The sequence below is a fragment of the Eubacterium sp. BIOML-A2 genome (genome assembly GCF_009680135.1).
In the GTDB taxonomy this organism is placed as follows: Bacteria; Bacillota; Clostridia; order Lachnospirales; family Lachnospiraceae; genus Faecalicatena; species Faecalicatena contortus_B.
Genome location: NZ_WKZK01000070.1, coordinates 7,996 through 34,756 on the forward strand (window position 1 = coordinate 7,996; position 26,761 = coordinate 34,756).

Sequence of the window (26,761 nt, forward strand, 5' to 3'; positions counted from 1 at the left end):
GGGGTCTGACCCCCTTGCCCACCGTTTTCAGAATATTCTGTTTATTTCCAGGGATTCTCAGTCGGATACCGTACGCCGGCCGGCTGGTTATACCCAATCTCTTCCACCGGCACTCCTATGTATTTGAATACCTCAAAAAGCGCCTTTCCATAATTGCCGAACGCTACTGCACCATGATGCGGGTAGTTGCCCTCAATTAATACATAGCGGTAGAACCTTCCCATCTCCGGAATTGCAAAGATGCCTATAGCCCCAAAGGAGCGGGTTGCTACAGGAAGTACTTCTCCCTGGGCTATGTATGCGCGCAGCTTACAGTCCGCTGTGCTCTGAAGTCTGAAGAATGTAATATCTCCCGGTACGATATCGCCTTCGAGCGTTCCCTGTGTCACTTCTTCCGGCAGCGCTCTTGCCATGATCATCTGGTATTTCATCTCACAGAAGGAAAGCTTGCTGGATGCGGTATTTCCACAGTGGAAGCCCATAAAAGTATCTTTGTGTGTGTAGTTGTATTTGCCCTCAATCTCCTCTTTGTACATATCTGCCGGTACTGTATTGTTGATATCCAGCAGGGTAACGACATCTTCGCTTACTACGGTTCCGATAAATTCACTTAAAGCCCCATAAATGTCGACTTCACAGGATACCGGAATTCCCTGTCCGGTCAAACGGCTGTTTACATAGCATGGAACGAAGCCAAACTGTGTCTGGAACGCCGGCCAGCATTTGCCTGCAATTGCCACATATTTTCTGTAACCTTTGTGCTCCTCCACCCAATCCTTCAGGGTGATCTCATACTGCGCTAACTTTGCAAGGATCTCCGGCTTTTTGTTCCCTGCACCGAGTTCTTCTTCCATCTCTTTTACAATAGCCGGAATTCTCTCGTCCCCTGCATGTTTGTTATATGCTTCAAATAAGTCCAGTTCAGAATTTTCTTCTATCTCAACGCCCAGATTGTAAAGCTGCTTAATCGGTGCGTTGCATGCAAGGAAATTAAGCGGACGCGGTCCAAAGCTGATAATCTTCAAATCATTGAGCGCTGCAACAGCCCTCGCGATTGGCCTGAATTCATAAATCATATCAGCACATTCTTCTGCTGTGCCAACCGGGTATTCCGGGATATATGCTTTAATATTGCGCAGTTTCAGGTTGTAGCTTGCATTAAGCATGCCGCAGTAAGCATCCCCGCGCCCCTGTACAAGATTGTCTCCGCGCTCCTCCGCCGCTGCAATAAACATCTTCGGCCCGTCAAAGTGCTTTGCAAGCAATGTCTCTGCAATCTCCGGCCCGAAGTTCCCAAGATAAACAACAAGTGCATTACATCCGGCATTCTTCACATCTTCCAGCGCCTGTACCATGTGGAGCTCGCTCTCCACGATACAGACCGGGCACTCATAGATTCCCTCTTCCCCGTATTTCTCGTGATAAGCCTTCATCAGCGCCTCGCGCCTGCTTACCGACAAACTCTCCGGGAAACAATCCCTGCTGACAGCTACAACTCCAATTTTCAATTCCGGCATGTTATTCATAATCATGTACCTACCTTTCTTTATAAATAAATTTATTCGTTTCTTTAATAACAGAATATTATAGGATCCCTCCGCATGAACCCGGTTCTTCCGGCCTATATGTACAGTCTGTTTTTAATCCAACGTAATATTGTCGCCCTTCAGTCCGCAAAAAGCACCCTCGATCTTTGCATCCTCATGGGCGATCAGCCACTTATTCTTCGCGGTGATCAGACAATCCTCGCCCTCGGTGCCCGGAGTGAATGTCAGATCCGTATTGGTGCCCTCCGGCAGAATTACAACGCATCTGAATCCTCCCGGCTGTGCGGTACAAGGCGCATAGTGCAGCGTGGTCGCATACATCTCCACCACCGTTCCCGCAGGCACATAAAACGCCTCCACCTTCGAAGTATCATACGTAAAATCCGTTCCCACATCCTGCTGGGAACCGAGCAGCAGAATCATATCGGTCACCGCAATATTAATCTCAGATGAACGGTGGTACTCCAGCCCGTTCAGCTTATGATTATCTCCATTACAGTATCCGATTTCGATCGGGAGTCCCCCAAATGCCCGGTTTTTAAAGGCTTCCGCTTCCGGAAGGGCCTCCATCTCTTCTACAGATGCTACGTAAATTACTTCTTTCGGCAGAGGCGTGTGCTCCATCTCCTTCAGAATTCTGCAGATAGAATAGCCCTGCAGCACTCTTCCGTATTTGCCAAACGAAGAATCCGTTACTTTTTGAATATCCATCATTATCCCTCCTAAAAACAAAAATTTATTCATATTTATCCTTATGAGGTAATTTTATCAGCATATTCTGTACTTTTCGACCAAATATTTATCTAATCAATGGCACTTTTTTGTCTTTTTTCTAAACTCGCTTGGCAGCATTCCGTACTTTTTGCGAAACGCCTTGGCCAAAGCCTTGCTGTTCGGAAATCCATGATCCAGCGCAATCTCACTGATCGTCCGTTCCGTATTTGCCAGTTCCTGGTATGCGTATTCCACCCGAATGCTCTGCAGATAGGTCAGATAATTGATTCCCGCATACTTTTGAAACATCCTGGAGAGATAAGCAGGAGAATAGCCAAAGATCTCCGCCAGCCGTTCCAGCGAAATCTCTTCCGTGTAATGCTCTTTCACATAGGACGTAATGACAGACAGCCTGTTCAGTTTACGGTTTTTCCTTACCATCTCCCGGCTCACTTCCATCTCCCGGTATCTGGTTACCAGTAAGTACAAAAGCTCATAAAACATCCCCTGTACTTTCAGGTCATATCCGCACTTTTTCTCGGTATATGCCCGGTAAATAGAAGAAATCAGGATCATCACCCTCTCATCCTGGGATTTTGAATCATGGGTAAAACGGATGAACTGCTCTCCTGTATAGTATTTCTCAAAAACCTTCAGCGGAATCTGTACAACAACCGTCATATTGGGCTCCGGAGAATCCACGGAATGGATCTCATTGGAATTCACCAGCATGAATTCCCCCGGTCTGAGAGGATACTTTTCCTCATTTATATAAAAAGAGAGCTCTCCTTCAAATACCGCAAATATTTCCACCGAACGATGCCAGTGCTTATCACGGAAATAATTGCCTTCCCTGCCCTCAAAGACAAATACCTTAAAAGGTAAATCTTCATTCGGCACAATCAACTCATGGCTGAATTCCATATTGCCGCCTCCTTTACTGATCCTTTCCGGATTAAACATTCCACGTCTCTCCTATTCCGTTAGCTTCAGGGGTAATTACAATCTTCCGGAGGGAGATGTAACGCTGCCCTGATTATAGTATGTTTCAGGTGATTTTGTAAACACCGGCAGAAAGACTTACCAATATTTATTATTTATAAAACAGTTCATTTCTTCAAACTGCATTTATCAAATTTTCGCAGTAAACTGTCTGCAAATCCCAGGAAGACTCCCACCACCACAAACAGAGTCCCAAGGAATAATAATATAATCCCTGTCACTAATTTACCCAGTATCTCCACTGTCTTTTGCTTTATCATAGACCGGCCTCCTGTCTGATAAAAGAAAACTCTTTGCGCCTAAATACACTTTTATTCTATCACAGTAAATTTGTGAAAGCCTTGCATAAGTCTTTCAATCAAACGGCTTAACCTTACGTTTTTGCAAGATAAGGCTCCCGATTCAAACTCAGGCATACAAACACACTGCCTCACCAGGGATCGTCCCTTTTGCAGAGGGGTCTGACCCCTTTGCTTCACCCCTGCAGCCGCAAGCATACGCCCCTGCCGTCTCTGCATTGTTTGACAGACTCCCCCCCGGAAGATTATAATGTTTATATTACATACGTAAGAGTTAATGGAGGAATAAACATGACGGTACTGCCTCAGATTTCAGAAGCAGAATTTGAAGTAATGAAGGTCGTATGGAAACGTGCACCGGTCAGTACAAATGAAGTGACCGACTATTTAACAGCCCATACCACCTGGAGCCCCAAAACAATACAGACTCTGCTGAAACGCCTGGTGAATAAAGGCGCACTCTCTTTTGAAAAAAAGGGCAGGGTATTTATCTATAGCCCGCTTGTGATGGAAGAAGAGTATATCAACCAAAAAAGCACTTCTTTTTTAGAGCGCTACTTTCATGGGGATATTACCGCCATGGTATCTTCTTATCTGGAACATGATAACTTAACCGAATCCGATATCGAAGCCCTGCGCAGCCTGCTCGCAGAACAATCCAAAGAGGGAGGAAAGTAATGTGACCGGTTTTGGCATCCGATTTTTTATCTGTAACTTTTTTATCGCTCTCTTTATATGTATCATGTTCGCCGCGAAGCGGCTTCTCAAAAATCATATTTCAGCCCGCATGCAGTACAACCTCTGGTTTCTTCTGCAGGCAATATTTGCCGTACCCTTTCTGCCGCCGGTTCCCATTGGGTTCAGCCAGATCCTTTCCCTGTTGGGATCCGGCTCCCCCTCTAAACTTTCCGGGGGCCGCATTGATGCTGCCGATGCAGGAAATGCAGTGTCCACCGCAGCAGGTTGGATGAATGATTTCGCCATGTCTGTTTCCCACAATAGGGGGGCTGTTATTGCCGGAGCTCTCTCTGCCGTCTGGTTTGCCGGAATGCTGGCAATGGCTCTATATTTTCTTCGCTCCCGATTACGCCTCTGTCGGTTGGAACGTTCTGCACTTTTGCTCCAAAATAAAAACATCCTCGCACTTTATCACAACTGTGTAAACGAAATGCATTTGAAAAAGGCGCTCCCAGTCTACAGTACTTCATACCTGAGTTCCCCGATTACTACAGGTCTGATCCACCCCCGCATATATCTTCCCCTTCATCTGGTCTCAGAATTTCACAGCGGCACGATAAGCGGGAAAGAACTGCGTTTTATGCTTCTGCATGAGTTACAGCATCACCGGCACAGAGATGCCCTGGCAAATCATATTATAAATCTTTCAAAGTTCGTATACTGGTTTAACCCCCTGGTCTGGTATGCGATGAAAAAAATGCAGTGTGACCGGGAGATCGCTTGCGATGCCGCTGTTCTGCAGATGCTCGCTAAAGAAGAGTATACAGAATATGGAATCACCCTGATCAACCTTGCCTCAAGACTTACTTGTGCTCCCCCCTCCTATTCCGCCCCCATGGCAGGAAACAAAAAACAAATTACAAGAAGAATTCTGCACATCGCTGATTACCGCCCTCAGTCCAGATCCGCTAAAATCAAAGGGGTTTTGCTATGCCTGCTTCCGTCCGTCGTTTTGCTGGGCCTCTCTCCCATTTTATCTATCAACGCCGGCGTACAGGAGTATGATTCCTTCCAGAATACCGGAGAAACCACAGAATATATAGATCTCGAATCCTATTTTCAGGGATATGATGGCAGTTTTGTATTGTTTGACACCGAAACAAATATCTGGCAGATTTACAATCAGGAAATGGCTTCGCGCAGAGTCTCTCCCAACTCCACGTATAAAATATTCGATGCGCTCCTTGGGCTGGAAACCGGGATCATCACGCCCGGGCATACACATATGGGCTGGGATGGAACCAAATGGCCTTTTGACGCATGGAATACAGACCAGAACCTGAATTCTGCTATGCGAAACTCCGTTAACTGGTATTTTCAATCGATCGACCGACAGGCCGGTCAGTCTGCGGTGAAAGACTATTTTCGAAGAATCGGATATGGCAATCAGGATGTGAGCGGAGGGACGGACTCTTACTGGATGGAATCATCACTCAAAATCTCCCCCGTTGAGCAAGTATCTCTTTTGAAAAAATTCTACTACAATGAATTTGGATTTCATTCAGAAAATATAGATGCGGTGAAAAATGCGATGTATCTTGCATCCAAAGGCAACGCCTCACTTTATGGAAAAACCGGGACCGGAGCAGTGGACGGTCAGGAAATAAACGGATGGTTTACAGGATTTGTCAGCCAGGACGGCCATGTGTCTTTCTTCGCCGTTCAGATTCAAAATGAAAAAAATGCATCCGGCAGTAAGGCGGCCGAAATCGCTTTGGATGTGCTGGACAAGATGGGGAAGTATTGAGAAAAAGAGCCGTTCGTCTTGTTCGTTAACTGCCTCGGCTGGCTTTGCTGTTTCCCCAGTTATGCAAGTGCGGCTTATACCCAAGAAGGCGTACATAACCTTTACATCGGTTTTAGATTTCTATTGAGCCTATCCACCATCCAGGCGATTCTCTTTTCCCGTCCGGCATCTGTCTTTGCGTCAAAATATGCCCGCGTGTAGGTTTTCTTGACTGATAAGGGCATTGCTTGAAAATTTGCATAAGCGGGCTCGTAGACTTTTAGCAAATCAGATAAAAAGGCGATCTGTTCCTCTGTCCCCGTCGGGGATTTGGGAGCATCCCATTGTCCGTTCTCTTTCGCTTCCTCTATTTTCTTCCTGCCCCAATCGGTCATAAGTCCTTGTTCTTCAAGGCTTTTAACCAACGCCTTGTTCTTATCCGACCATTTACTGTTCTTCCTGCGTAAAGAAAAATATTTCTTGTATGTTTTGTCATCAATGCTTTGCATCTGTCCGTCAATCCAGCCAAAGCAAAGGGCTTCTTCAAGCGCTTCGCTTGCCTTTATTGTTTTCGGCCCTCCCGCTTTTCCAAACAGAAGCCAAACGCCGGCATTTGACAGGTAATGGTCAGAAAGCCATTGCCTGAATTCTTTTCTGTCTGCAAATTCCATTATGTCACTCATTATGTGCTCCTCCTTTCGTACGCCTTCTATGGCCTCCTTGTCAGTTTACTGTTTCTTTCATTCTACCACAAATCCGAGAGCCTGAAAATCTTGTATTTATCAGCGTGATTTCCAACCTTTTGGATATGCGGAACAGGCCGGGCCGGAGAACAGCCCAAGTCTGTGAGGCTGGGTTACTATGCGCGGCCCCTGGGCCGTAAATAGTAACGAGGCTGGGAATATTAATTTGTCTGACATAAAATGGAAGTAGTTTTCTTGCTTTGAATTGTTTATAATAAGAACGGTATGTAATACTTGTGGGAGGACAAATGATGTTGAAATTTATGGTATTGATCGCCGCTTTGATATGCTCGGTTGTTTATATGACGCTTTTTTGGATTTCCAGTCCGAAGGCGAATAGAATTGCTCAGAAAATTCAAAAGCCTTTTGTGATTACCAGTGCACTGCTTCTTGTGCTGTATATTTTGCTCTAATGGCTTTCGCAACAGAGCCTTTTGTTCCCGCACTGGATATGCAGGGACGGAAGGCTTTTTTTGTACGCTGGCAGGAGGCGTGGGGGTTAGTTTCCTGCAGCGAGGAGCTTCTGCAATAACATGTAGAGTTCCTCTTCAGTCTTTACGCAGTGGTCAGGGCTCACACTTCCGGTCTGCTGATTGTGGCTTCTGCGCCTGATCCAGATGGTATGAAGACCGGCGTTTTGAGCGCCTTCTATATCGTTAACGTAGGAGTCCCCTACAAACCACACATTTTCCCGGGCAATACCCATTCGTTCACAGGCTTTACAGAAAATGCGCTTGTCCGGTTTGTCCATTCCCATTTCTTCCGATATGAAGATGTTCTGATCTGGAATCCATTGCCTGATACCAAGCTGCTCTATTTTGGGCCTCTGGTGGTCGGCTGTGCCATTTGTTATGATTCCCATCGGAATTCTTTCCTTACAAAAAGACAGAATTCCCTTCATCTTTTCGGATATACTGACTTTCATCTGATACCCGGCATACCGTCGCTGGAACTCCCGGGCCTGCCCTGCCGGGATCTCTATATGAAGCTCCTGAAAGGCCTTCTGTATTCTGTAAATGCATAATTCATCCATGGTAATCCCGCCGCACTGCAGACGTTCAAAGGCTTTATCGCTGTATTTTCTGCTTATAAAAAATAAATGCTCCACGGAAATCGCGTATGTCCCTGCAAACATATCCTCATATGCCAGAGCAAAGGGTTCCAGGTGATCGTACAGCGTGTCATCCATATCAAACAAAAGCGCATCCATATTCTTTTTCCTCCATAATCAATTTGATATAAATCACATTATAACCTGTAAAAGCTGTTTCGTCTATGTAGTAATCTGTGTTAAGGATCAACTGGACCGGGATGTGTATTCTTTCATTAGTATGAAATATATACAGGAATTTCTGAGCAGATAAAAGGACTGACTCCCTTTATATCTAAGCGGAATTCAGCCCTATAAAATTATGATAAATTACTTTGTGTAACCAGGCCGGCGTCTCTGCCTGAAACACTGCGGCACCTCGAATCATCCGGATTATCCCTGACAGGAACTGCTCTCCTTATCATAGACAATCTCCCCATCCACGATTGTATATAAAGTCTGCGTAAATACCTCCATAGGATTTCCGTCAAACACCGCAATATCCGCATCCTTTCCTGGCTCAAGACTGCCTACGCGGTCATCCGTCCGGCAGATCTGCGCCGGATTTATGGTCAGCGCTTTCAGCCCTTCTTCCATAGGCAGCCCGTATTTTACAGAGTACCCCGCACAAATAGGGAGATATTGGATCAAAGCGACCGGGTGATCCGTTGTCACCGCAATCTTCACTCCCGCGTCAGCGAGAACCCCGGCCGTCTTAAAACTCATATACTCTACCTCTACCTTGGATCGGGAAGTCAGATCCGTCCCTACAATCACCGGATATCCCGACGCTGCGATCTCTTCCGCGATCAGATGCCCGTCGGTACAATGATCTATGGTGATATCCACATCAAACTCCTTTGCAATCCGTATGGCGGTAAAGATGTCGTCCACCCTGTGTGCGTGAGCCTTCAGGGGGATTTCCTTCTTCAGCACGGGAATCCACGGCTCCATATCAAAATCCTGTTCCTCCAGATTGCCGCTCTCCCGTTTTTCCAGATACTTTCTGGCATCAAACAGCGCTTTCCTCAGCATATAGGCTGTTCCCATCCTTGTAGAAGGACATGTATTCTGTTCCCCATAGGTTGTCTTTGGGTTTTCCCCGAATGCTACCTTCATAGCCGCCGGGCTTTTGACAATCATTTCATCCACACAGCGCCCATGTGTCTTCATAAATACAAACTGACCGCCCACGACATTTGCGCTGCCGGGCCCGGCCATTACTGAGGTGATTCCCGCCTGGATCGCATCGTGGAATGCCGGATCCATGGGATTCACCGCATCCAGCCCACGGATTGCCGGGAGGACAGGATTCGTCATCTCATTGCAGTCATCCCCGATGGTCCCGCTCTTCTCTTCCGTCAGGCCTATGTGTGCGTGTGCCTCGATCAGACCGGGAAGCACCCATGCACCATGTACATCCAGTACCGCTTCGTCATATTCATCCTCTGCAGTACCCCCGCCCTCTTTATCCGAAATTGTCCGTCGGGTCCCGCCGGATAAAGAAGACAAACTTCTCTTACCGGAAGAAGTTTCATCCTTCTTCAGGCCTCCCAGATCCGGCAGCCCTATTTCGACCGCATGCTCCATGGGTCCGACTGCATCAATGATTTTCCCCTTGATTCTTACATATCCATTTTCATATACCTTCCCTGCCATGGTATAGATTTTTCCGTTAATGATCCACATAAAAAAGCCCCCTTCCAAAAATACGATTTCAGATACGTTTCGCTTTAAAAACATATTCCTATAAAGTATTTACGAAGAGAGCTTATTTATTCTGAATCTGTAACTATATGGCCGATCCGGTATACGCAGGTATCAGACACTTGTTACCGAAATATTAATACACTGATGTACTAGTACATCGTATAATAATTAACTGCCACATAAGCCGACCTAAATTTCCGATAGCACTGCTCCACAAGCCTCAGCGTAGCCCACACTACGCCTGCGTTTGCAGAGCAGCACTCTTGAAAATTTATCTCAGCTTATGAGGCAGTTACTTATTTTACGATGTACTAGGGAATTTCCAGGTCTGCTGCAAATTGTTTCACGGTCTGCTGTACTTCTATAATCTCTTTTTCTGTGATTCCGTCTGTGTGAAAACCACCGCTGCACACCGTTACTGCATTCTTTTTCCGGCATACCTCTTCCGCCACATAGCGGCAGATAATGTCGTCTTTATGCCCCGTCACATTCAGTGTGGAGGATGTAACGCTGATGCTCCCATCTCCGCTCAGAGAGGGTCTGGGTATGGAGAGAACCGTACATCCGATATGCGGCTTGTCACCGCCCTGCATGATGATAAAATAATCCTCTCCCAGCCGTTTCACTTGAATTTTTAACGTTGCAAATGACAGTATAATTATCCATTCCATCTTACATACTCCTATGTATCTATTTTATTTCCTACGGTACAGTCCAGGCCGGTCTTAACTGTTATGTTCCCTTACCATATCTGCGTTTTTAAATAGTCCGTAATTTAAGAAACAAGCGGCATTATATACGTCACCCACAGATAGGACAACGGCATTACAATAATCATCGCGGGTATCATATCTGCTGTTGGGAACTTCTTTATGTTTACCATGCGGAAACCGGTTGCCAGCATCAGAAATCCGCCGCAAGCCTTGAAGTCATTAATCATCGCCGGTGTAGTAAGCGGGAAGATGATGGTTGCTCCGAAAAACAGTAAAGCGAAGATTATAAACTGCGGCACTGCGATCAGGGATACCACTGCACCCAGATTGCATGCAAAAATAGCTGCTGTAAATAAGTCCAGGATTGATTTGGAGATCAGAATGGAGTGGTCTCCGCTCATTCCCGCCACGATAGATCCATAGATACCTGTACCACTTGCACAAAACAGTACAATAATTGTAATGAGGGTACTCATGAATTCTTCTTCCGGCAATGAGCTGTTGGAACCTTTTACAAACTTACTGATCATCTTCTGCATACCGGCTGCACCTTTATTGATGCCGGCGCCAAGATGGATGACAAGTCCAAGCCCTGTTCCGATTACAATCGCAAAGATTACAGCGGGCATATTTTCCATTAATCCGATGGTGCTGATTCCCATTCCCATGGAACACACTCCGAATACCATCGTAATCTGTGCTTTGAATTCTGCTGACAGTTTCTTGCTCAGTACCGTTCCTAATACTCCGCCGATTACGACGGACAATGCATTTATAATTACTCCTATTGGCATGTCACTTACTCCTCTTCCTCTCAAATTTGCAGGACTGCACCGATTTTATTACAGCCTGTTGTATTTCTGTAAAATTTAATGTTATAATGTTATAGTCCATTCCATCTTCGAAATTTCCTGGCATCTATTCCAAATGGCTCTACCAGTTTTGCTGCAGTGTGATAGATCATCTCGTCAATATTTTCCGGCCTGTGATAGAAGGTCATCATTGGCGGGATAATCCGGACTCCCTGCATCATAGAAAGTTCGTAAAGATTTCTCAGATGGATCGGGCTTAAGGGGGTCTCTCTTGCCGCCAGCACCAGAGGCCTCTGCTCCTTTATTGTTACGTCTGCTGCCCGAAGAATCAGATTATCTGCATACCCGCCGTGAATTCCGGCTATTGTCTTCATACTGCAGGGTACAATGAGCATCCCCTCTGTACGGAAGGACCCACTCGCAGGAGCGGCTCCGATCTCGGTCATGTTCAGTACATGATCCGCGCTTTGGCATATGTCTTCCACCGTATAGGAAGTCTCCTGCTTCAGCGTTATTTTTGCCGAATCACTCATGATCAGGTAAGATTCGTAATCTTCGGCTTCCCGAATTAATTCCAGGCAAGTATGCAGTATAGGAAGTCCGCTTGCCCCTGTGGCTCCTATTATAATCCTCTTCTTTTCCATAGCTTATATCCTCAGTCTTTCACCCAATGTGTTGGATCAACGTCCATAAACTGTGCTCTCTTAAATCTTTCTTTCTGGTCAAACGGCACGGTGCAGTCAAAGATTGTCTTGCAGGCGATTCCGCGGTTTTTAATACTCGGTGAGCATGCAGGATCATTTGATGGATCCAGCGGATGGCATCTTACGCCCGGGATGGTAATAATATCTACATCTCCCTGGAATCTGGTGTTCATGGCCCAGAGCACATCATTGATATCAAAGCAGTCCACATCCTCATCTACAAGGAAGATATGCTTCAATTCACTAAATGCCGTAAATGCAACCAATGCTGCCTGTCTCTGTCTTCCTTCATCACTTGCAACGGTCTTTTTAAACTGCATTACCGCCATATATTTTCCACCGCCTGCAGATGCGCAGTACACGTTCTGGAGTTTGCCAGGCATTGCTTTTTCTACCATTCCGTAGATACTTGCTTCTGTTGGAATGCCGGCCATAGATACGTGCTCTTCGCTTGGTCCGATACAGGTCTGCATGATTGGTTTCTCTCTATGAGTCACTGCTGTTACCTTGATTGTCCAGCACTGATCACATGCCGGTCCTGTATATCCCGGGAACTCAGGCATTGCATAGCCTGTATGGCTGTTCTGGTCTTCCTTTACACGTACATTCGGAAGGATCTCGCCTTCAATTACATATTCTGCGTTAGCGATTGCTTTCTCATTTACAGTCAGGCACTGGCACAGTTCTACAGGTTCTCCTCTCAGTGCACCGGCTACTGCGAGTTCGTCATATCCCATTGGTGTTGTAGGAGCCTCGAAGCAGGAACCAATTTCAATGGCCGGATCTACACCTATACTGATGGAGATCGGAAGTTTCTGTCCCAGTTCTTCTGCACGCTCTGCCATAGCGCCGATGTGACGTGCACCAGGTGTAAAGAAAATAGAGAGTTCATCTTTTCCCTGAATGCAGAGGCGGTGAATGGTAACATCACTCAGTCCAGTCTCCGGATGAGTTGCATAGCACATACCAAGTGTGATGTAAGGACCCGCATCTACAGGTGTGTTTGTTGGAGCCGGAACCAGTTTAAAAAGATCAAAATCAGGATCTTCTGCTTTATGTACTACCTGCTGGCATAACGGTGCATCTTTTACAAGAACCGGAGGAATCGGATTGTCTACGCTTTTGTATAGCATCTTGCCAACCTCTTCCGGTTTGCATCCGAACAGTGCTGCCACCCTCTTGCGGCTTGCCATAACCCCGATCGCTACCCGTGCATCCGGATGGCCTTTAATGTTATTAAAGATCATCGCAGGACCTTCTTTTGTCGGACGCATTACCGTACCGCCTGCTCCTACATGACGGTATACTCCTGACAATTCTGCCATCGGCTCAACAGGTACATCCGTCTCAATCAACTGTCCGGGCATTTCCCTCAACAATTCCAACGCGCTTCTGAGATCCACTACTTTTTTCTCCATTTCATTCTCTCCTTTGCTTTTATATTGCTTTTAGATTGATTTCATTTTAATGCTATTTATCTGGTGAATCAATTCAACTTGTGTTATAATTCATTCCAGAATGGAATGAATCAAAGGAGAGATCATATGACATTTGAACAATTGGATTATTTTATTGAGATTGTAAAACACAAAACTTTCTTTGACGCGGCAGAATCCTTACATATCTCTCAATCTTCACTTTCCAAACAGATTATAAAGCTTGAAAAAGAATTGGACGTGCAGCTTTTTGACAGAAGTAAAAGAACAGCACATCTGACGGATGCGGGTCAGTTTTTCTATAAAAATTCATTGCCGCTCGCCACTCAGTACCACCAGCTGATGAAACAGCTGAGAACCTATCAGCAATCCAAGCAGCTCAAACTTCACATCGGGATACTGCCGATTCTGAACCAGTATCAGTTTATCCCCCGATTCCGGGAATTTTCCAAGCTCCATCCGGATATTATGATTCATCTTGACGAGCTGGAGGAAAATGAACTTCTGGAAGGTCTTGCAATGGGGAAATACGATGTGATTATCGCAAGAGAAGGCCTTGCCGATACCAAACTGCACCGTACCTGGGAAGTCGCACAGGACGAACTGGTCGTTGTAGTGCCTTCCGGCCACCCGCTTGCCGATAAGCAGGAAATTACCATTCAGGAATGCAGCCAGGAGTCCTTTATTCTGATGAATCCCTACACTACCGTTCACCAGCTCTGTCTCAGGCTGTTCCATAAAAACAAAATCAATCCTCAAATACTGCGCACCGGAAGGGTTGAATCCATTATCAGCTCAATCTCGATCGGAGACGGTATCAGCCTGCTGCCAAAGAAAAACTTTCAGACCTTCCACAGTGAAAATATAGCCGTAATTCCTTTGGTTCCAAAAGTGAACCTTCCCGTCTGCTGCATAAAAAATAAAGCCGAAGAGATTACTCCGGCTTTAAAAGAGTTTATTTTTTATTTGCGGCTATTGCATTAACTTGCGAAACCCATGCCGCCTGCCTCTTACGCACAAAGCGCCTTCAGCACAAAGCTGAAAGCGCTCTTTCTTTTACCCTGGAGTTTCGTGTCGTCAAAACTACTGAAACATTTCGTCACCGCTTTTATATCCGAAAGCCGGATGGCAGTCAAATTTTACTGCTCCTACCGCGATATCCGGGCCAACCGCTTTTTTAACTCTGGCAACACCTTCGTAACCAAACCCTGCGCATAATTCAATTGCTTTACAGCCCTTGGCCGCCATTTCTTTGGCCGCGATTTCTGCTTCCTCATAGTTTTCAACGCCGACCACATTCAAGTTGAGCTCCGCACATGGGATAACTACCTTTTTCATCTCTTCGTTCACGCCCTCTGCTACATAGATAAATGCACATTCAAACATCGGAAGTCTCCTTTCTTAAGTTATATACTGAAGTACGCACAAGGGCACACCGTAACGCATACCCTGTTGGCAGGTTTTCAGCAAAGCTGAAAAATAAAGGATCAAAACACTTCAGCATATGGTTGATTTGTTTCACTGATTTATAAAACTATCATAGTCTTTTACCTGCCGGATGTCAATCAACCTTACAATCCATTTTATCTATGATGTTACTGTTCACGGCCTATAGGCCGTGTATAGTAACTCTATGATTTCCACAACAACTGCCCGTTTTCAAAGAGCACTTCTACCCGCCCCCCGTCCTTTAGCCAGGCTAAATACGACCGTACTGTGCTTCCAACCAGCACATACTGCTCAAAGTTCATAGTAAGTCCATAGCCCAAAAACAGCTTTTGCAACACCTGTTCAAATAAGCATGGCACTTTACAGATCTCTGTAATCCTGTCTGCGATTTCATTTACCTTATCTATGTTCAGCTGGGCCAGCGGCGCAATCTGCTCCACTGCATCTGCGTGCGCAGGGACGAACATCGACGCCTCCATCCTTTTTACCTTTTCCAGGGTATCGAGATAAGCCGCAACATCATAGATAAACCCGATCTGATATTTCTCCAGCGTCTCCCTGCTGGACAGACAGTCTGCAAGATAAACCACGTCATCGGATGTCCTGAATCCCACCATATCAAAGAAATGTCCCGGCAGCGGAATTATGCTCAGTCCTTCCGGCAGGTTTTCTCTCCGCAGATACTCTGCATGACTGGGCTTTGCCATCAAAAACTTGTGCCTTAAGTCCTTTGGCGGATAACCACCATAAAGAAATGCGGGTTCAAGGACAGGGGAATTTGTAAAATCACGTTCGATTCCCGGAGCATAGATCATGCATCCAGTCTGTCCCTGCAGGTACTGATTGCCGCCAATGTGATCTGCATTGGAATGGGTATTATAGACGGCAGTCAGGCGCCAGCCGTTCTTGTCCAGAATCTGCCGGACTTTTCGGCCAGCATCCTTATCGCTTCCACTGTCAATCAGGCAGACCTCCGCCTCATTTAACTTATAAAGCCCAATCTTTGCGGGGCTTTGGATATAATAACTGTTTTTGCCTGCTTGGTTTAATTCGTACATGGCAGTACCTCCACTGTATCGTCAGGATTGTTTGGTTTTAAGCTGCATTGGCATAATCTTAAGATCTCAGGCTTTCCAGCTGATCGGAATGCATCCCGTCCGGTAGGTCTTTCTTTGCCGGAAAACAAAAAAGCCTCGGAAATCTTGAATTTCCGGGCTTTTTCCAGAGGCACAGACCGGATTTGAACCGGTGATCAGGGTGTTGCAGACCCACGCCTTACCGCTTGGCTACTGCGCCTTAGTATGACTCCTACGGGAATCGAACCCGTGTTACCGCCGTGAAAGGGCGATGTCTTAACCGCTTGACCAAGGAGCCATTATCTATTCTATAAGTGCCACCGCTTTTACAGTGACCGTTGTCTATATTATCATAACTCGCCTCAAAAATCAAGCCTTTTGAACAATTTTTCTTTATAAACTATAACAGTTCAGATGGGTCTGCGCATTTGCTGCGCAGACCTGAAAAACACCTTCACCGCCAGTAGAAATTCTACTTCATCCAGTACCCCACAATTAAGTCCACCATCCGGTCATAGCTTTCTACTCCGTCTTCCTGACCGTTTGCCTTGAGATATGTATCGTTCACTTTATTTGACACTTCCGCCACTGCCCCGTCATACTTTGCCCAGAACCGGCTGTTAGCCTGGAGGTCGGCCTCTACACTCTTATCGAGCGCCGTCCTTACCGCCTGCCATGCTTCTGCATCAGCACGTCGCAGTGCATTCATACTATAGATCCAGCCCATAAGGTATCCGCTATACTGAAAGTCCCCTCGTTCGGCATCTTTACACGCAAGAAATGCGATAAAGTTGGCTTCTTCCTCCTGCATAAATCCACGCAGGTGTGACAGTTCATGGCAGGCCGTAAACGGTATATTGTAAGCAGTCATGTCTTTGTTATAATTCGCCTCTACCGTAAATGGAACATAAACACCGGTCAGCCCCTGATAGGAAAGAATCTCTGATACGAGAAGCCCTTTCGGTCTTGGGTAATATCCCTCAAGCGCGGGATACTGGCTGCCCAGCGCTTTCATGGCTTTCACCGCATCTTTTTCCTCCGCACTCTCCAGCAGCATCACCCCGTTCTCGTCCCGTTCCACCTGTCCGGCCCTTGCATTTACTTCCTCAGTCAGCCACAGGCAGGTCTGTTTGAGGTCTTCCACCGTATATGCAGCCGTCTCAATGCCCGATTTTTCAGAGAATGAACCCCGCCTGTAATTAATGCCGCAGTTTGCAACGTATAGAAGCATAAGAACAGAGACCGTCAAAAACAGGCCGGAAGCCCACCGCAGCATGACAGCGCCCCCGCTTCCGCTTCTGGCTGCTTCCACAACCGCATGGATCAGGGAACCCACTGTCAAAAGCACCAGAACGTACAAGCACAATTCAGCCAGTGAACAGGAGAATAATCCGGAAACCCGCCCCACCACAGACACAATCACCGGATAGATGTGGGTAGAATACCATTCAGCCATCCCCGGGGACTGCCCTGAGAGTACAGTAAGAACCGCGCTCACTGCCAGCATAGAACAGCCTGTAAGCATCCGTTTTTCAGTTGTACCGAACTTCCGTTTTCTCCGCGCTCTTCCCATTCCTGCTGCTCCTCTGCAATTATGCTTTATGTACGATTGCCAGAAAAAATATATGATATATAAATCATACTGTATTCGGAAGCAAAAGACAAGATTAGACTTATGAAAGGAGGAGCCGAAATAAAGAGGTAGGTGCAGTCATCCTCCCGCAGTTACTGTACACATCCTAAAGGTATGAGCAGCAGTGGCCCCCTCTCGCAGTCTTTAAATTCATCTTGTTGTTATCTAATAAATTAAGTATAATAAAAGTAGATAGAAAGGACGAACCTAAAATAAGAGAAAGGAGCTGTAGACTATGTCAAAGAATGTAATGATCACGATAGGCAGGGAATTTGGAAGTGGCGGGCGCGAAATAGGTGCGCGGCTTGCGGAGCGGTTGAATTTACCATTATATGATAAAAATCTTGTTGAACTTGCAGCAGAAAAAATAGGCATCAGCGAAGAGAGGGCTAATTCCGTGGATGAAACTGCATTGAACGGATTTTTAACAACATACGCATACCCGCCGGGAACTATGATGGACTATGTTGGACGAGTAGATTACCAACAGCCTTTGACTGACAAAATGTTCTATGTACAGTGTAATTTGATTCGCGAACTGGCACAAAAGGGACCGGCTGTATTTATTGGAAGATGTGCGGATTATGTGCTGCGGGAACAGGCGGAATGCCTGAATGTTTTCATCTGTGCCGACAAGGCATACAGGGTAAAGAGAACCATGGAACTCTACGGACTGACTGAACGGAAGGCCGCCGATAAGATGAAAAAGATTGACAGAGAACGCCGTTATTACTATGAGACATATACCGGAAATGAATGGGATGCTGTCAGTTCTCATGATATGATCCTGAACATAAGCAATCTAGGGATGGACCGGGCAGTCAGGTATCTGGAACTGATTTATAAGGGAATGACCGGTGAATAAATTACCACAGGCACAGTTATTACAACAGCGCTACTGTCAAAAATGTAACATCCGGCCATATTCACATACTGCCGGGTCAATAAAAGTTAATTGAAAGGAATCACCAATCATGTCAGAAGAAAAAACATTTTGCCACATACCGGGAGAGTCCCAGTTAAAAGAAATCGGTATCTACCAATATGGTTTCATATCAACCACCGACATCCTGTTTCAGGAAGAAGTCCGCAGAATCTGCCAGTCAAACGGCTGCGGCCAATACGGAAAATCCTGGGCCTGTCCCCCTGCCGTAGGCACCGTCAGCGAATGCAAAGCACGGTGTCTGGCATTTGAAAACGGCATGGTATTCACCGGAAAATACGACCTGGAAGATTCCTTCGATGTGGAAGGAATGCAGGAAGGCCACAAAGAATTCGAACAAGTATCCGCAAGACTGCGCGGACTCCTTGGCAGCAGCTTCCCCTACCTTCTGCTCTCCAACGAAGGTTGTATCCACTGCGAGACCTGCACATACCCCGACGCCCCCTGCCGCATGCCCGGAACCCTCACCCCCGCTGTAGAAGGCTTCGGAATCAACGTCCAGCACCTCTCCAGGACAGCCAAAGTCCGCTACATAAACGGCCCCAACACAGTAACCTACTTCGGCCTCCTGCTATTTTAGACCCCCTGTTCCAGCCCAAAACACACCCCATTTCCATCACCATCCGCTGCCTCCGTCAGCTCTCGCCGCATAAAGTTCTTCCGCCTGGATGCACCAAGCCTGTATGGAATGTGCCTCCTGCCGTAGCCCGGGAAGTTTCCCGGACTGCGGCAGAAGGCACACTCCATACAGGCGCCCCTCCTAAAGATCATCCACAAGCGCGCTGCTCTTAGCATAAGCCGTGCTCCGAGCCTCGAAGAAGTCAGTCTTTATCATATTAGCATTCGAAAACTGACTGACCCAGGCCATGCTTTGCGGTTCTTTCTCATGCCCTTCGTAAATAGGATCCAGCTCCAGACCTCTACACCGCAGGTTCCCCAGATACTGGATATAATCCGTGATCATATCCCGGTTCAGCCCCTGTATATCATCCCCGATCACATAATGCCCCCAGCGGATCTCCTGCTCGCAGCCCTCCTGGATCATACTACGGTAAATTTTTGTTCTCTCCGGAGTAAACAGCCATGGCTCCTCTTTTTTCAGTTCCATCAAAATACTACGGAACAGCCACAGATGGGTGTTCTCATCCCGGTTAATATATCGGATCTCCTGCACAGATCCTGGCATCCTCCTGTTCCTGCCAAGATTATAAAAGAACATAAACCCGCTGTAGAAATACACCCCTTCCAGAATATAATTGGCAATTAGGGTACATGCCAGCATTTCCGGGCTTTTTTCCTCCTGAAATGCATTATAAAGTTTTCCGATGAATTCATTTCTTTCCAGCAGATGCCGGTCTTCCTTCCACTGATAGAGTACGGCATTGCGTTCCTGCGGTTCACAGATCGTGTCCAGCATATAACTATAGCTCTGGCTGTGCACCGCCTCCTGAAATGTCTGGATAGACAGACACAGGTTCACCTCATTTGCAGTAATGTATTCTCCGATATTCGGCAGATTCGCAGTCTGGATACTGTCCAGGAATATCAGGAAGGACAGGATCTTATCATAAGCCCTGCGCTCTGCAGCAGGAAGCATTTTATAATCCTTGATGTCAACGCTCAGATTGATTTCCTCCGGCACCCAGAAATTATTCATAGCCTGGCGGTACCAGTCGCTGACCCAATTATACTTCATATGATTAAAATCATTCAGATTGGTAGTATTTCCCCCAATCATTTTTCGTTTTGTAACTTCGATATCTCCCTCCGGATTAAAGAGTGGTTTCTTAACTAGTTCTGACATGTCAGCCTCCTGATTTCAACATTGTTCTTAAGAAGAGCAAACCTCACATTCCTCAACTTCAAGGCTTCTGGAGCGAATATAGTAAATCGTCTTCACCCCTTCTTCCCATGCCTGCAGATACAGATTCAAAACTCCGCGGAAGGTGTACTCATTCGTAATATAAAGGTTCATACTCTGTGCCTGGTCAATATGCCTCTGCCGGATGCCGCAGGCCCGCACAGACCAGGACTGGTCTATTAAATGTGCATTTTTATAATACCAGAATGTCTCCATCGAAAGTTCTGGTGCAACTCTCGGCATCAGCCCGTTTTTCTTCTCCTCCAGAAAATAACGGTTCATCACAGGATCCAGACCTGCCGTCGTCCCGGCTATAATGCTGGTACTGCTGGTCGGTGCCGCTGCCAGAAGATAGCCGTTTCTCAGTCCCTGTGCCGCCACCCTGTCTGCAAGCTTCTTCCACCTTTCATCTATCAGATTTCTCTGCCGGAAATACGCCCCTGTCTGCCACTCACTTCCCTCAAAATAGGCGTAGCTGCCTTTTTCCTTTGCAATATTACTGCTGGCCTCTAATGCAGCATAGTGAATATCCGCAAAAACCTTTTCTGCAAAATCCAGATGTTCCTGGCTTTCCCAGCGAATCCCATGCTTTGCAAGCATATGCTGGTATCCGCTGACGCCGAGACCGATCGGACGATATCTGAGATTATTAATCCGGGCATAGGGCACTGGAAAGAAATTCAGGTCAATCACGTTATCCAAAGCACGTACAGCGCTCTCGGTAATGTAAGACAATTCCTCATAGTTCTCCACCTGTATATGCCCCAATGACAGGCTGGCAAGATTGCACACTACAAACTCGCCTGGTTTTGTCACCGTCACGACAACGGTCTCACCGTCTACTTCCTCGGTCCGCTGCTCTTCCAGCTCTATCGCGCTCATATTCTGGGCGATCTCCGTACATAGGTTGCTGCAGTAAATCATACCTTTATGCCGGTTTGGGTTGGCTCTGTTCACCGTATCCCGGTTGAAAGCAAAGGGCGTCCCGGTCTCCACTGCACTGCGGATAATCAGCCGAAGCACATCTTTTATCGGTATGACCCGCTTGCGGATCCGTTCATCCCGCACACAGTCCAGGTACTTTTCCTCCCATTCCTCCCCAAAAGCATCTTCCAGGGCATATCCTTTAATAGTCAGTATCTCATGGGGGCACATAAGATACCAGTCACTGTCTATATGATCCCGTACCTGCTTCCAGAAATAATCCGGATAGCAGACTGCTGGAAATACATCGTGAGCCTTCATCCGTTCATCGCCGTTATTTGTCCTCAGATTTAAAAATTCCGGCAGGTCTCTGTGCCACACATCCAGATAAACCGCCACGGCCCCTTGCCGGACCCCAAGCTGGTCCACCGCCACAGCCGTATCATTAGCGAGCCGTATCCAGCGGATCACACCGCCTGCAGCGCCCTCAAATCCGCGGATAGAGCTTCCGCTTGCCCGGACTTTGCCAAAATACATGCCCATCCCTCCGCCGTATTTACTAACCTTAGCAAAGTTATCAATACTGCGGTAAATTCCATCCAGACTGTCCGGCACTGTGTCAATAAAACAGGAGGACAACTGGTGGTACGGCTTTCTCGCATTAGAAAGCGTCGGCGTTGCCATCGTCACTTTAAGCGTACTGAGCATATCATAGAAACGCCTGACCCAGATGCTTCTGTCTTTCTTCTCTTTCATCGCCAGATGCATTGCAATTCCCATGAACATTTCCTGGGGTGCCTCCAGCGGTTCCCCCGTCCTGCTGCAGATGGTATATCTCCCAAGCAGCAGCTCCAGACTGGAAAATGTAAACAGATCATTCCTTTTCTTACAAAGCCATGTCTCAAACTCCCCGATCTCTTCCTGGGAATAATTTTCTAATATATATTTTCCATAAAGCCCCTGTTCCGTAAGCCAGCATATTTTTTCATAAAAGCTGTGAATATGAAATGCCTGCATCTGCCTGTCCAGCTGAAGATCAAAACTGAGCATTCTGATCCTGGCAGCAATCATCTCCCACTTTGGCGCCTCCTGTGTCGTCAGCTCCGCACATGCTTTTACGAGTACAGCCAGCTTTTCCAGATCCGTCAGCCCATGGCTTAAAAGCGCCTGAAATCTGGCATTCAGCTGCTCCAGCTCGTATTCCTCCTGAATAAATTCCTTCTGAATGCCGGCCAATACGCCTGTAACTCCGGGAATACTTTCTAGTTCTGCCGCAATCCGCTGGCGGGATATCCTTCGTCTCGCCCTCCCCTCCCGGTACAGGATATAGCTCTTCAGTTCCCTGTAATAATTCTCCTCCATCAGAGTCCGTTCAACAAAATCCTGAATTTCCTCCACCGATATGGGCCGTTCTCCTGCATTTACATCGACCGGAAACTTCGACTCAATTCTATTCAGAAGCCTGTTGCTTTCTGATTCTTCAATAGAACTGCCCACACTGGAAAAGGCACGCCCTATCGCATTTTTAATTTTCTCCGGGTCATACACAGCCAGAGCTGCATCTCTCTTATAAATCTTCATAGAATTTCCAAGCCTTTCACACCAAATATTTTCACACACTTATACAATCTATTGTGCCATGTAAAACATATTACCACAACATATCGTTGTTAGCAATATACAGATTCTTACATTGTGAGACGAATAGTAACAGTTCAGGCAGGCCTGAACTGTTACGGCGAATGTTGCAATCCACGTTTGGTTATTTCACAGAGTACGACTACATCTTGGAATTAGTTTTCTTGCTGAAGGAGAATTCTATTCGGAATACTTAAGATTTGGTAGCGATTTTTCTTGTAAAAGAAAACTTTATAAGAATCGGTATATAATTGGTATGTATGATCAGATGTTGCCAGAGAGATACCCTATATGCCCTCTAAGATATCATTTTGCAGTAATCCAAAGCTTGTTCAGGGGTTATTAAGAACCTCTTTACCAGCTTAATTCTTATCTTTTCGTCGCTAAAGCCTTCTTCTCGATAATCTGCGATAAACGCTTTAATTCCTTGATGTATCCCCTGTTCTACTCCTTGTTGTATCCCTTGTTCTACTCCTTTTTTTACACCATCCTGATATAAGTCATCCAATGCCTTACACATATCTATCCCTCCTGTTTTTTCTTCCATCTCTTTTAAACTGCCCTCTGAACCAAGCAATACCCTCAGTGCATTGTAAGAATCCTCTTCTATATTTTTAAAATACTTCAGATTCTTTTCCACAAAATTAAGCAACTCTTCCTTGCTTTTTCTATATTTTAGCATTCCGAAAACGATCTGTAAATCAGTTTGAAAACACATTAGCCCGTCCAGCTTTCTTGGATCAATCAGATTAATTTTGTAATTAGGCACATATCTTTTCAGTAACTGATATTCTTCTCTGTCTATCCCAAGCAGTCCATGTAATTCCCTGTTTGCATCCCATTCTTTTTCACCATAATAAAAGATTACCGTTATGACAGGTGTCAATAAATCTGTTCGATTCAGCCCCGAAAGAAATTCCGCAGGGCTTTCAAAGGTCCTGTCTTTTCTCCTCATTTTCCTTATTTCATTCACTTGGTCCGCATAACTCAAGGCATCATACAACATTGTGCGCACAGGCATTGCATAGTGGATTTCCTCCTGGTTTTCACATGCCAACACGACAATCCTAGTTTGATTCTCCGTTGTCATTATGATGTCCCGGTATCTTTGGACTGCAATCTCTTTACCGTCTGATTTTCGAATCATTATTCTCTGCTCTTTGTCTTCAGCCCGCAGACTATCCCCCGAAAAAATCTGCTTTCCATGAAACAGCGAGCCGTTTATCAAATCGGCAAATCGCTCTTTATTAGAAAGCCAGCGTTTCATATATACATCACTTTTTCCCATATTTTATCTCCTGGTCTGATTTTTCTGTATAAAAATAACATTATATTCTCGTAATTTCTATTCAGCCCATAAGCACCACCTGTTTCTGCCTGTATACGCCTTTATTCTTTTTTCAAACATTGAATATTAGGACGAATTTGTCCAAAAGAATGAAATTCTTCATTATGATTAGATATAAAGAATGTTTGAAATGCACCCGGTCATTATTCCTCCGAATGCATTTAATTTAACACGGTATGAGTGTTAATTCAAGAAAATTTTTATTAAATTTTTTATGCTATCTTCAACAAACCCAAAATACTCCCAGTCTGGAAGACAGATCAATTAAAATACTAATCTGTCTGCCCGGCTGGGAGCAGGTTTTTATCTCTCTCACCCGCAGAAAAAATGATAAGATCCCCTTAGGCATCCTTTATTTCACCAAATACACATCCGCCTGATTCACGCCCATACTAAGAGCCCTGTCATGGTCATTGACATAAATATCAATATGGTTCCCTTTCACCGCGCCTCCGCAGTCCTCCGCAGTGAATACATGTCCCCCAATAATAACCTGAGTTCCATAAGGAATCACGCTCGGATCTACCGCAATCGTCTGTCCTTCCACAACCGGAGTTCCCGTTGCTGTAATACCGGTCTCCACGTCACAGCATATCTCACAGGAACAATAATAAGTCAGCTGGTAATCTCCCAGATACTCTCCATACATATCGTCTGTGGCATTCACTTCGCCAATACTGCTGGCAAAACCGCCGCCCACACTGTCATCCAGGACTTTAACCGCCCACACTGCCTCGGATGTATCCACATTCCCCTGGACGATTCCATAATCTGATCCCATGGCCTCAACAGTTTTTCCGTCTCCCGCATAGATCACGACATGATGAATATAACCGTTCTTTGCATAGAATATCAGATCTCCTGGCTGTGCATCCTCCACGGCAATCTTGGTTCCATACTGTGCCTGATCCTCCGCCACTCTCGGCAGGCTGTATCCGTATTCCTTATAAATACTCTGTACGAACCCGGAGCAGTCTGCACCTTCTGTCAGGCTGGTTCCGCCCCAGACATAAGGATTGCCGATAAACTGTGAGGCAAACTCTAAAACAGACTGTCTGACACTGCTGCCGGGAACCCCTGATTTTACTGAAGTCAATGTGTAATAACAGGCCTTGTTCTTTTCCGGTTCAATAATCTCGCTGGCAGTCGGGAAGTTCTCTTCTCCCTTCTCCTCCACAGTCCTATTCACTTCATTCCCTGTCTTAAGATACTTTTTATTTACAAATCCTCTCACATCGCCGGATTCAATATAAACCCACTCTTCATTCTCATCTGCAAGCACATAGCACAGGCTGTCTGCCTTCAGCGTCCCTACAATCCGGGTATTCGTATCTTTGCCTTCTCTAACGTTGAGCAGTCCGATGGTTGTCAGTGCATACTTCTTGTCAATAACGGTCCTGTTCACCGTTGAATGTGTATGTAAAAACGCATTGTTCTCACTCTGGGAAATCAGCTCCTTCGCAACAGAAACCACGCTTTCTATTCCGGTATACTTTGTCTTTGTTCTCTCGGCCTTTTTCTTCGCCCTGTCCTGATACTTTGTTAAAAGCTTCTGTGCATCCTCTCCGCGCAGAACCTCATCCGCTTTCACAAAACCGCGAACCGTGCCTGATTCCACATACAGCCAGCCGTCTTCCTCTTCCTGAAGTACATACAGAAGTCCGTTTGTGTTCAAAGAGCCAACGGCTCTTGCATCCTCTGTCATCTCTTCACGCACGGATAACTTAGCTTTTGCAAAGGCATACCTTCTTGCCACCGTCCAGAACCTGAAGTCCTTCTTTATCTCGGGAAGTTTAATAATCTGCTGGCCGGCAATTAACGCTTGATTTGTAGAATGCTCCTGCGCAGCAGGTGACTCCTTGGCATCTTCGGGCTGCTTGCCTTCACTCCCTTCTTGGCCGCCAGTTTCTCCGGAATCGGATGGTTTCTGTGTATCTCCATTCTCCTGGTCTGATCCATTCTGACTGCCCCCGGTATTTCCATTGTCGGATGTGCTGCCATTCTCTTCTTTATCCCCGTTGTCTTTTCCGTCTTCGCCATCATTACCCGGCTTGTCCGGTGTATTCTCACCCGGTTTATCGGTCGTATTATCCCCTGGTTTCTCCGGTGTGCTGTCACCTGGCTTGTCCGGCGTATTATCCCCCGGCTGATCAGAAACGTCACCGCCTGGATTCTCCCCGGGCTTTTCTTCCACCCGCTCTCCCGTAACCGGATCTACCTTCTGCCCTGTCTTGCTGTCGTATAAAAACTTCGTCTCCTCATCCTGGTAAACGGAGCCATCCTCCAGCATTTTGAGAACTTCTTCCGAGATATCTACCATGGTTTCACTTCCGTCAACTGCCGCTGCCTGGCGGATCTCTTCGGGCTGTTCTGTGTCGTTTGGCTGTTCTGTGTCGTTTGGCTGTTCTGTGTCTTCCGAACGCGCGCCGTCCTGTCCCGCTCCTGCTTCCTGCTGTAACGGATCGTTCAGGCCTGTGTCGGCTGCCATAACGGATGCCGGCTGTACAGCCATCATTCCTGCCGACAAGACAACTGCCAGCATTCTTTTGTACTCTTTTGCTTTCATTCTAATTATTCCTATAATGGTCTCATAAATTAAGACACTTTTTCGGACAGATTTTAATGAATCTGATATACTAAAATCAGTATGAAAGA

At 46.2% G+C, this 26,761-nt stretch carries 25 protein-coding genes and 2 tRNA genes; 6 read left to right on the forward strand and 21 right to left on the reverse strand.

The genetic code is table 11. The features are described 5' to 3' along the window. Positions 1 to 41: 41 nt before the first annotated feature. From GKG43_RS19890 to GKG43_RS19905, 4 genes are all read right to left on the reverse strand, one after another. Complete coding sequence (locus tag GKG43_RS19890; protein ID WP_129879718.1) at positions 42 to 1,526, reverse strand: L-fucose/L-arabinose isomerase family protein; 1,485 nt, start codon at positions 1,524 to 1,526, stop codon at positions 42 to 44. A 114-nt stretch (positions 1,527 to 1,640) separates the two neighbouring features. Then, the gene (locus GKG43_RS19895; protein WP_050640798.1) at positions 1,641 to 2,258 is read right to left on the reverse strand and encodes a DUF4867 family protein; all 618 of its coding nucleotides are present in this window, start codon (positions 2,256 to 2,258) and stop codon (positions 1,641 to 1,643) included. Positions 2,259 to 2,354: 96 nt separating this feature from the next. Next, positions 2,355 to 3,224, reverse strand: a complete 870-nt coding sequence (locus GKG43_RS19900; RefSeq protein WP_330377580.1) for an AraC family transcriptional regulator — start codon at positions 3,222 to 3,224, stop codon at positions 2,355 to 2,357. A gap of 146 nt (positions 3,225 to 3,370) precedes the next feature. Beyond that, entirely contained in the window at positions 3,371 to 3,523 is a 153-nt protein-coding gene (locus GKG43_RS19905; RefSeq protein ID WP_154253364.1) for a hypothetical protein, read from the reverse strand. A gap of 330 nt (positions 3,524 to 3,853) precedes the next feature. Between GKG43_RS19905 and GKG43_RS19910 the strand changes: the two genes are divergently transcribed. Further along, positions 3,854 to 4,240, forward strand: a complete 387-nt coding sequence (locus GKG43_RS19910; RefSeq protein WP_055152644.1) for a BlaI/MecI/CopY family transcriptional regulator — start codon at positions 3,854 to 3,856, stop codon at positions 4,238 to 4,240. A 1-nt stretch (position 4,241) separates the two neighbouring features. Next, positions 4,242 to 6,047 carry a BlaR1 family beta-lactam sensor/signal transducer gene (locus GKG43_RS19915; RefSeq protein ID WP_070102376.1) on the forward strand — a complete coding sequence of 602 codons (1,806 nt, stop codon included), beginning with the start codon at positions 4,242 to 4,244 and terminating at the stop codon, positions 6,045 to 6,047. Positions 6,048 to 6,148: 101 nt separating this feature from the next. Here GKG43_RS19915 and GKG43_RS19920 read toward each other — a convergent pair whose 3' ends face one another. Further along, positions 6,149 to 6,709, reverse strand: coding sequence for a YdeI/OmpD-associated family protein (locus GKG43_RS19920; RefSeq protein WP_050640801.1), 561 nt, complete (start codon positions 6,707 to 6,709; stop codon positions 6,149 to 6,151). Between the two features lie 308 nt (positions 6,710 to 7,017). On the opposite strand from GKG43_RS19920, the gene GKG43_RS19925 reads away from it, so the two are divergent. Beyond that, positions 7,018 to 7,182 carry a hypothetical protein gene (locus tag GKG43_RS19925; RefSeq protein ID WP_154253363.1) on the forward strand — a complete coding sequence of 55 codons (165 nt, stop codon included), beginning with the start codon at positions 7,018 to 7,020 and terminating at the stop codon, positions 7,180 to 7,182. Positions 7,183 to 7,268: 86 nt separating this feature from the next. Here the strand turns inward: GKG43_RS19925 and GKG43_RS19930 are convergent, their stop codons facing one another. The 6 genes from GKG43_RS19930 to GKG43_RS19955 all read right to left on the reverse strand — a co-directional run bounded on the left by GKG43_RS19930 (position 7,269) and on the right by GKG43_RS19955 (position 13,216). Then, a complete protein-coding gene (locus GKG43_RS19930; RefSeq protein WP_055152646.1) occupies positions 7,269 to 7,979 on the reverse strand; it encodes an HAD family hydrolase in 711 nt (236 codons plus the stop codon). Between the two features lie 273 nt (positions 7,980 to 8,252). Then, a complete protein-coding gene (locus GKG43_RS19935) occupies positions 8,253 to 9,548 on the reverse strand; it encodes an amidohydrolase (RefSeq protein WP_055152649.1) in 1,296 nt (431 codons plus the stop codon). A gap of 332 nt (positions 9,549 to 9,880) precedes the next feature. After that, positions 9,881 to 10,240 carry a hypothetical protein gene (locus tag GKG43_RS19940; protein ID WP_055152650.1) on the reverse strand — a complete coding sequence of 120 codons (360 nt, stop codon included), beginning with the start codon at positions 10,238 to 10,240 and terminating at the stop codon, positions 9,881 to 9,883. Positions 10,241 to 10,344: 104 nt separating this feature from the next. Then, positions 10,345 to 11,076, reverse strand: coding sequence for a DUF554 domain-containing protein (locus GKG43_RS19945; protein ID WP_050640805.1), 732 nt, complete (start codon positions 11,074 to 11,076; stop codon positions 10,345 to 10,347). An 89-nt stretch (positions 11,077 to 11,165) separates the two neighbouring features. Further along, positions 11,166 to 11,738, reverse strand: coding sequence for a UbiX family flavin prenyltransferase (locus GKG43_RS19950; protein ID WP_050640806.1), 573 nt, complete (start codon positions 11,736 to 11,738; stop codon positions 11,166 to 11,168). Between the two features lie 11 nt (positions 11,739 to 11,749). Then, positions 11,750 to 13,216 (reverse strand): UbiD family decarboxylase, encoded by a 1,467-nt coding sequence (locus GKG43_RS19955; protein ID WP_025655725.1) that lies wholly within the window; start codon positions 13,214 to 13,216, stop codon positions 11,750 to 11,752. Between the two features lie 126 nt (positions 13,217 to 13,342). On the opposite strand from GKG43_RS19955, the gene GKG43_RS19960 reads away from it, so the two are divergent. After that, positions 13,343 to 14,218 (forward strand): LysR family transcriptional regulator, encoded by an 876-nt coding sequence (locus GKG43_RS19960; RefSeq protein ID WP_055152652.1) that lies wholly within the window; start codon positions 13,343 to 13,345, stop codon positions 14,216 to 14,218. A gap of 99 nt (positions 14,219 to 14,317) precedes the next feature. On the opposite strand, the gene GKG43_RS19965 is transcribed toward GKG43_RS19960, so the two are convergent. From GKG43_RS19965 to GKG43_RS19985, 5 genes are all read right to left on the reverse strand, one after another. Next, positions 14,318 to 14,620: a DUF6506 family protein gene (locus GKG43_RS19965; RefSeq protein WP_050640808.1), complete on the reverse strand. Its 303-nt coding sequence runs from the start codon at positions 14,618 to 14,620 to the stop codon at positions 14,318 to 14,320. 245 nt (positions 14,621 to 14,865) lie between these two features. After that, the gene (locus GKG43_RS19970) at positions 14,866 to 15,741 is read right to left on the reverse strand and encodes an MBL fold metallo-hydrolase (RefSeq protein WP_050640809.1); all 876 of its coding nucleotides are present in this window, start codon (positions 15,739 to 15,741) and stop codon (positions 14,866 to 14,868) included. Between the two features lie 167 nt (positions 15,742 to 15,908). Further along, a tRNA-Cys gene (locus GKG43_RS19975) sits at positions 15,909 to 15,979 on the reverse strand. Between the two features lie 6 nt (positions 15,980 to 15,985). Next, positions 15,986 to 16,057, reverse strand: a tRNA-Glu gene (locus tag GKG43_RS19980). A 174-nt stretch (positions 16,058 to 16,231) separates the two neighbouring features. Next, positions 16,232 to 17,332, reverse strand: coding sequence for a DUF3810 domain-containing protein (locus GKG43_RS19985; RefSeq protein WP_055152654.1), 1,101 nt, complete (start codon positions 17,330 to 17,332; stop codon positions 16,232 to 16,234). A gap of 295 nt (positions 17,333 to 17,627) precedes the next feature. Between GKG43_RS19985 and GKG43_RS19990 the strand changes: the two genes are divergently transcribed. Both GKG43_RS19990 and GKG43_RS19995 read left to right on the forward strand, forming a co-directional pair. Further along, entirely contained in the window at positions 17,628 to 18,257 is a 630-nt protein-coding gene (locus GKG43_RS19990) for a cytidylate kinase-like family protein (RefSeq protein WP_055152656.1), read from the forward strand. A 109-nt stretch (positions 18,258 to 18,366) separates the two neighbouring features. Then, a complete protein-coding gene (locus GKG43_RS19995; protein ID WP_055152658.1) occupies positions 18,367 to 18,915 on the forward strand; it encodes a DUF2284 domain-containing protein in 549 nt (182 codons plus the stop codon). On the opposite strand, the gene GKG43_RS20000 is transcribed toward GKG43_RS19995, so the two are convergent. The 5 genes from GKG43_RS20000 to GKG43_RS20020 all read right to left on the reverse strand — a co-directional run bounded on the left by GKG43_RS20000 (position 18,912) and on the right by GKG43_RS20020 (position 26,672). Further along, a complete protein-coding gene (locus tag GKG43_RS20000) occupies positions 18,912 to 19,082 on the reverse strand; it encodes a hypothetical protein (RefSeq protein WP_154253362.1) in 171 nt (56 codons plus the stop codon). The two genes, GKG43_RS19995 and GKG43_RS20000, sit on opposite strands and share 4 nt — an antisense overlap. A gap of 13 nt (positions 19,083 to 19,095) precedes the next feature. Next, complete coding sequence (locus tag GKG43_RS20005; RefSeq protein ID WP_055152660.1) at positions 19,096 to 20,139, reverse strand: ribonucleotide-diphosphate reductase subunit beta; 1,044 nt, start codon at positions 20,137 to 20,139, stop codon at positions 19,096 to 19,098. A gap of 27 nt (positions 20,140 to 20,166) precedes the next feature. Beyond that, positions 20,167 to 22,701 (reverse strand): ribonucleoside-diphosphate reductase subunit alpha, encoded by a 2,535-nt coding sequence (locus GKG43_RS20010; protein ID WP_055152662.1) that lies wholly within the window; start codon positions 22,699 to 22,701, stop codon positions 20,167 to 20,169. 355 nt (positions 22,702 to 23,056) lie between these two features. Beyond that, positions 23,057 to 23,905, reverse strand: a complete 849-nt coding sequence (locus GKG43_RS20015; protein ID WP_243125879.1) for an Rpn family recombination-promoting nuclease/putative transposase — start codon at positions 23,903 to 23,905, stop codon at positions 23,057 to 23,059. A 553-nt stretch (positions 23,906 to 24,458) separates the two neighbouring features. After that, positions 24,459 to 26,672 carry an NlpC/P60 family protein gene (locus GKG43_RS20020; RefSeq protein ID WP_055152664.1) on the reverse strand — a complete coding sequence of 738 codons (2,214 nt, stop codon included), beginning with the start codon at positions 26,670 to 26,672 and terminating at the stop codon, positions 24,459 to 24,461. Positions 26,673 to 26,761 lie beyond the last annotated feature (89 nt).

Bases quoted from the DNA above. Each gene is read 5' to 3' on its own strand.
- GKG43_RS19945 (WP_050640805.1), bottom strand. From the start codon at position 11,076: ATGCCAATAGGAGTAATTATAAATGCATTGTCCGTCGTAATCGGCGGA.
- GKG43_RS20010 (WP_055152662.1), bottom strand. From the start codon at position 22,701: ATGAAGATTTATAAGAGAGATGCAGCTCTGGCTGTGTATGACCCGGAG.
- GKG43_RS19905 (WP_154253364.1), bottom strand. From the start codon at position 3,523: ATGATAAAGCAAAAGACAGTGGAGATACTGGGTAAATTAGTGACAGGG.
- GKG43_RS19930 (WP_055152646.1), bottom strand. From the start codon at position 7,979: ATGGATGCGCTTTTGTTTGATATGGATGACACGCTGTACGATCACCTG.
- GKG43_RS19925 (WP_154253363.1), top strand. From the start codon at position 7,018: ATGATGTTGAAATTTATGGTATTGATCGCCGCTTTGATATGCTCGGTT.
- GKG43_RS20005 (WP_055152660.1), bottom strand. From the start codon at position 20,139: ATGTCAGAACTAGTTAAGAAACCACTCTTTAATCCGGAGGGAGATATC.
- GKG43_RS19990 (WP_055152656.1), top strand. From the start codon at position 17,628: ATGTCAAAGAATGTAATGATCACGATAGGCAGGGAATTTGGAAGTGGC.
- GKG43_RS20020 (WP_055152664.1), bottom strand. From the start codon at position 26,672: ATGAAAGCAAAAGAGTACAAAAGAATGCTGGCAGTTGTCTTGTCGGCA.
- GKG43_RS19920 (WP_050640801.1), bottom strand. From the start codon at position 6,709: ATGAGTGACATAATGGAATTTGCAGACAGAAAAGAATTCAGGCAATGG.
- GKG43_RS19910 (WP_055152644.1), top strand. From the start codon at position 3,854: ATGACGGTACTGCCTCAGATTTCAGAAGCAGAATTTGAAGTAATGAAG.
- GKG43_RS19900 (WP_330377580.1), bottom strand. From the start codon at position 3,224: ATGTTTAATCCGGAAAGGATCAGTAAAGGAGGCGGCAATATGGAATTC.
- GKG43_RS19985 (WP_055152654.1), bottom strand. From the start codon at position 17,332: ATGGGAAGAGCGCGGAGAAAACGGAAGTTCGGTACAACTGAAAAACGG.
- GKG43_RS20000 (WP_154253362.1), bottom strand. From the start codon at position 19,082: ATGGAGTGTGCCTTCTGCCGCAGTCCGGGAAACTTCCCGGGCTACGGC.
- GKG43_RS19890 (WP_129879718.1), bottom strand. From the start codon at position 1,526: ATGAATAACATGCCGGAATTGAAAATTGGAGTTGTAGCTGTCAGCAGG.
- GKG43_RS19940 (WP_055152650.1), bottom strand. From the start codon at position 10,240: ATGGAATGGATAATTATACTGTCATTTGCAACGTTAAAAATTCAAGTG.
- GKG43_RS19935 (WP_055152649.1), bottom strand. From the start codon at position 9,548: ATGTGGATCATTAACGGAAAAATCTATACCATGGCAGGGAAGGTATAT.
- GKG43_RS19965 (WP_050640808.1), bottom strand. From the start codon at position 14,620: ATGTTTGAATGTGCATTTATCTATGTAGCAGAGGGCGTGAACGAAGAG.
- GKG43_RS19960 (WP_055152652.1), top strand. From the start codon at position 13,343: ATGACATTTGAACAATTGGATTATTTTATTGAGATTGTAAAACACAAA.
- GKG43_RS19955 (WP_025655725.1), bottom strand. From the start codon at position 13,216: ATGGAGAAAAAAGTAGTGGATCTCAGAAGCGCGTTGGAATTGTTGAGG.
- GKG43_RS19970 (WP_050640809.1), bottom strand. From the start codon at position 15,741: ATGTACGAATTAAACCAAGCAGGCAAAAACAGTTATTATATCCAAAGC.
- GKG43_RS19895 (WP_050640798.1), bottom strand. From the start codon at position 2,258: ATGGATATTCAAAAAGTAACGGATTCTTCGTTTGGCAAATACGGAAGA.
- GKG43_RS19995 (WP_055152658.1), top strand. From the start codon at position 18,367: ATGTCAGAAGAAAAAACATTTTGCCACATACCGGGAGAGTCCCAGTTA.
- GKG43_RS20015 (WP_243125879.1), bottom strand. From the start codon at position 23,905: ATGATTCGAAAATCAGACGGTAAAGAGATTGCAGTCCAAAGATACCGG.
- GKG43_RS19950 (WP_050640806.1), bottom strand. From the start codon at position 11,738: ATGGAAAAGAAGAGGATTATAATAGGAGCCACAGGGGCAAGCGGACTT.